Annotated in this window: 3 protein-coding genes and 1 pseudogene; all 4 read right to left on the bottom strand. The window is 64.8% G+C overall.

Translation table 11 applies throughout. The features are described 5' to 3' along the window. Positions 1-318, bottom strand: a pseudogene (locus ACKOED_RS16900) (hypothetical protein); the annotation flags it as partial. Positions 319-492: 174 nt separating this feature from the next. Further along, entirely contained in the window at positions 493-1353 is an 861-nt protein-coding gene (locus tag ACKOED_RS16895) for a branched-chain amino acid aminotransferase (protein WP_408917796.1), read from the bottom strand. 90 nt (positions 1354-1443) lie between these two features. Further along, positions 1444-2121, bottom strand: coding sequence for a haloacid dehalogenase type II (locus ACKOED_RS16890; RefSeq protein ID WP_408917795.1), 678 nt, complete (start codon positions 2119-2121; stop codon positions 1444-1446). 9 nt (positions 2122-2130) lie between these two features. Then, positions 2131-2904 (bottom strand): cytochrome c biogenesis CcdA family protein, encoded by a 774-nt coding sequence (locus tag ACKOED_RS16885; RefSeq protein WP_408917794.1) that lies wholly within the window; start codon positions 2902-2904, stop codon positions 2131-2133. Between the last annotated feature and the right edge of the window lie 217 nt (positions 2905-3121).

The raw sequence follows: 3121 nt of genomic DNA, 5'->3' as shown, positions 1-3121 counted from the left end.
GCCCTCCAGGCCATGACCGTGCAGCCGGCCATGCTCACGCTCCCGCGCGGCGAGCCGGCACCACAGGATGGGGCGGCGCTCCCGCGGGCAGGCGAGACGGCGGAGCGCCAGCGCCAGCGCGAAACCCATGGCGGCCGGCTGGTCGTCATGGCTCCGGGGCGACACATCATGCAGCCCGGCGCGGGCCAGGCCCTGAGCGGGCAGGTGGCTGTCGATGGCGGCAAGCCCGGTGAGCCAGGGTTTCACCCCCGACTCCGGCCTTGCCAGCCGGGCCTGGGCCTGTTCAAGCCGCGCGATCTGGCCGCGCAAGGCGGTCATCAGGGGCGATAGGTCCTCGCCCCGCGCAGTATCTGCCGGTTTCATACGCATGACTGTCATCATCCAGATTGTTCATGTTTTGTTCCATAAATGGCGGATGGAGTCAAGCCGGATGCGGGACGGGGGAATAATCATCCCGCCCACGGCGCAAGCAGCAGGAGAGGCAATGACGGTCTAACGGCCGGCGAGTGCGAAGTCCCAGTAGAGGTCGCGGGCTTTCTGCATGATGGGCCCCGGCTGAAAGTTGCGCTGCTCGACGCGGGTAATGGGCGCTACCTTGGCGTAATTGCCGGTGGCGAACACCTCGTCGGCCTCCAGGAATTCCTGCCAGCGGATGGCGCGCTCATGCACCGTGATGCCAGCCTTTCGCAACAGCCGGATCACCCGCTGCCGGGTGATGCCGTCCAGGAACGTCCCATTGGGAATGGGCGTATGCGCCTCGCCGTCCTTGGCGAACCAGATGTTAGCGGTAGCGAGCTCCGCCACATGGCCCAGCGAATCGAGCATCACCGCGTTGTCGAAGCCGCGCGTCTTGGCCTCGCGCATGGCGCGGGCCGAATTGGGATAGTGGCAGGCGGCCTTGGCGTCGGTCGGCGCATATTCGAGCGATGGCCGGCGGAACGGCGAGCAGGTGACAGAAAAACCGGTGGGTTTGGGGATCGGCGCGTCATAGACGGAGACCGAGAACTGGGTCGAGTCCGGATCGACATCGACGAAACCGTCCTCGGCCCAGAACATCGGACGGAGGTAGAGTTCGGCGGTCTTCGGAAACCTTGCGATGCCGTCGCGCACGATCTCCTCGATTTCGCCGGCGCCGGGCTGCGGCGCAAGCCCGAAGATCTTCGCCGAGCGGACGATGCGCTGGCAATGCCGGTCAAGATCGGGGGCGACGCCGGCGAAGGCGCGCGCGCCGTCAAACACGCAGGAACCCAGCCAAGGCGCATGGGTCATCGGCCCCATGATCTGCGGGTTGCCGGAATGCCAGGCGCCCTTGTACCAGGTCCAGGCCGTGCCTTTGCTGTCGTTCCAAGACATACACCGTCCTCCACATATAACATATATGGAGCGATGTTATCGCGAAAGTCGCGCCATGACAGCCAGCGAAAATGCGCGGTCGGTATTGCGCTAAATCAGGGCCGTCAGCTCGCTGAGATCGCCGATCTGGGCGGCGGGGCGGCCCGGGATACGGTCATCGCCGGCGCCAGTGCGGTTCACTCTGACCGCCTGGAAACCGAATTGGGCAGCGCCTTGCGCGTCCCAGCTGTTGGCGGACACGAAGCACACGCTGGCCGGATCCTGCAGTTGCAGCTTCTGCATGGCCAGACGGTAGACGCGGCGGCTGGGCTTGTAGATGCCCACCTCCTCGACCGACAACAGGGCGTTGAACAGGCCGTCGAGCCCCGCGTGGCGCACCGCCGCTTCCAGCATCGAAGGACTGCCGTTGGAGAGGATTGCGGTGAGACGGCCCGTTGCCTTCACCGCCGCGAGGGCCTCCCGCGCATCCGGATAGGCATCAAGCTTCAGAAACAGCGCCATGATTTCGTCGCGGAGGCCCGGCTCCGCCACCTGATGGCGCTCCAGCGCATAGTCCAGCGCCTCGCCCGTTACCTGCCAGAAATCGGCATGGACCCCCATCAGGCTCCTGAGCCAGGTGTATTCGAGCTGTTTTCGCCGCCACAGCTCCGAGATCTCCTCGGCTTTAGGGCCGATTTCCGGCGCGAGCCGCCTGAGCGGCGCATGCACATCAAACAGCGTGCCATAGGCGTCGAACACGCAGACCCTGATCCCCCGGAGCTTTTCCATGCCCCCTTTTTAGCCGAGAGTGAGCAGCACGGGGAAGCGCTCGATCAGCCAGTAGGATACCGCCTGGATGCCGCCGGTGATGAACATGATACCGGACAGGATCAGCAGCGCGCCGGCGACTTTCTCGACCTTCGCCAGATGCTTGCGGAAACCGGCCATGAAACCCATGAAGGTGCCGATGCCGGCGGCCGCCAACAGGAAGGGAATGCCCAGGCCCGCCGAATAGACGGCGAGCAGGCCAGCCCCCTTGGCCATGTCCTGCTCGCTGGCCGCGATGGTGAGGATGGTACCGAGCACCGGGCCGATGCATGGCGTCCAGCCGAAGGCGAAGGCGAGGCCTATCACATAGGCGCCCGCCAGCCCGCCGGGATGAACGTCATGATGGTAGCGCACCTCGCGCGACAGAAACAGCAGGCGGAACACGCCCAGGAAATGCAGTCCCATGACGATGATGATCAGCCCGGCGATGGCGGTGATGGGGTTAAAGGCGAAGCCAAACAGCTCCACCTGACGGGCGAGCTCGGTGCGGAGCAGCCCGCCGATCCATGAGGCGCTGGCCCCCAGCGCCACAAAAACGGTGGAAAAGCCGAGCACGAACAGCAAGGCCGCGAGCAGGGTGCGGCGGCGCTCCTCGCGCGGGCGGGCCTGGTGGTCTACCAGCTCCTCCAGCGACGCGCCGGTGATATAGCAAAGATAGGGCGGCACCAGCGGCAGCACGCAGGGGCTGAGGAAGCTCAGCATGCCGGCGAGCAGCGCTGCGCCAATCGACACATCCAGGGTCATGGTGATGCTCTGGCAGGCCGGCGTGGGTGAGGGCAAGGTGTGTTTTTGAAGCAGCGACCCCTTTCGGCGCACCCGGCCTTGATCCGGGGGTCTTCTTTGGTGACGGGGCAGGAGATGCCACAGTCAAACATCAAGCCATGGCAGCAGGAGTTGAAAGAGTCGTGCTTTGGCCGGTTGACAGCCGCTCGCGATAGAGATATGTTATATTATAACATTT

It is taken from the genome of Aestuariivirga sp., from assembly GCF_046093005.1.
Lineage (GTDB): Bacteria > Pseudomonadota > Alphaproteobacteria > Rhizobiales > Aestuariivirgaceae > Aestuariivirga.
This window is presented reverse-complemented; position numbering and strand designations above follow the sequence as displayed.

What these genes read in the sequence shown, in the direction of transcription:
- ACKOED_RS16890 (WP_408917795.1), bottom strand. Translation starts at nt 2,121, where the DNA reads ATGGAAAAGCTCCGGGGGATCAGGGTCTGCGTGTTCGACGCCTATGGC.
- ACKOED_RS16895 (WP_408917796.1), bottom strand. Translation starts at nt 1,353, where the DNA reads ATGTCTTGGAACGACAGCAAAGGCACGGCCTGGACCTGGTACAAGGGC.
- ACKOED_RS16885 (WP_408917794.1), bottom strand. Translation starts at nt 2,904, where the DNA reads ATGACCCTGGATGTGTCGATTGGCGCAGCGCTGCTCGCCGGCATGCTG.